The sequence below is a fragment of the Streptomyces marokkonensis genome (assembly GCF_008312835.1).
Classification (GTDB): Bacteria; Actinomycetota; Actinomycetes; order Streptomycetales; family Streptomycetaceae; genus Streptomyces; species Streptomyces marokkonensis_A.
Genome location: NZ_VSKS01000066.1, coordinates 1 through 1048, shown reverse-complemented (window position 1 = coordinate 1048; position 1048 = coordinate 1). Strand labels below are relative to the sequence as shown.

Sequence of the window (1048 nt, the reverse complement as noted above, 5' to 3'; positions counted from 1 at the left end):
TAGCCGCTGCTGGGGGTCCATCGCTTTGGCTTCGCGGGGGGAGATGTTGAAGAACGCGGCGTCGAAGGCACCCGCGTCGTGGAGGAACCCCCCGTAGCGCGTAGCCGACGTGCCAGGCCTGCTGATCCCGCTCTGGCTACCGACACCGGCCTGCGCTCCGCCGGCGTTCGCGTCGGATCTCTCGTCCCCACGACCCTGGACGTCCCCGTCGACGTAGGTGCTGTCCGGGTCGAACAGCGTCTCCAGGTCCCAGCCGCGGTTCGACGGGAAGTCACCGATCGCATCCCGGCCCTCAGCGACGACCTCCCAGAGTTCCGTGGGGGAGGTGATCCCTCCGGGATAGCGGCAGCCCATGCCGACGATCGCTATCGGCTCTCTCGCGCTCTCCTCCACCTCGTGCAATCGCCGGCGGGCCTGGCGCAGATCCTTGGTTGCCCGCTTGAGATAGGTCCGGAGCGTGTCTTCGCCTGCCACTTTGATCCTGCCCTTGCGGAAGTCGGGTCTCTACGAAACGCACCGAAGCGCGTATGTGTCGTGCGGCGTGGGCTGTGCGCGGCTCATGGGGTGTCGAGCTCGTTGTCCAAAGCGCTGAAGAGTTCCTCGTCCGTCGCGGAGTCGAGGTCGTCGTCCGGGAAGCTGCCGGTCGGCCGTTGGGCACGGCTGTTTTCCCAGTTCCAAAGAAGGTCTTTAAGTCGCGCTGTCACTTCGGCATGTCCCGCCTCACCCACCGGGACGGAGGAGAGAACCGCTTCGAGCTTCCGGATCTCCGACAGGAGGTTCTCGCTCGAGATTCCCTGGTTGATGTCGGGGGTGAGTTGTTGGTTGAGGTGGGTGGTGAGTGCGTGGGGGGTGGGGTGGTCGAAGGCGAGGGTGGTGGGGAGTGGGAGTCCGGTGGTGTGGGTGAGGTGGTTGCGGAGTTGGACGGTGGTGAGGGAGTCGAAGCCGAGTTGTTTGAAGGGTTGGTGGGGGTCGATGGTGTCGGGGTCGGGGTGGGCGAGGACGGCGGCGATGGTGGTGCGGACCAGGTTGAGCAGGTGATCGAGTCGTT

2 protein-coding genes are annotated in these 1048 nt (G+C 65.6%); both read right to left on the bottom strand.

The window, feature by feature from the left end; translation table 11 throughout:
- On the bottom strand, nucleotides 1-474 hold a 474-nt coding region (locus F1615_RS35430), incomplete at its 3' end, for a beta-ketoacyl synthase N-terminal-like domain-containing protein (RefSeq protein WP_208818484.1).
- 83 nt (nucleotides 475-557) lie between these two features.
- A partial coding sequence (locus F1615_RS35425; RefSeq protein WP_149553133.1) for an acyl carrier protein occupies nucleotides 558-1048 on the bottom strand: 491 nt, incomplete at its 5' end.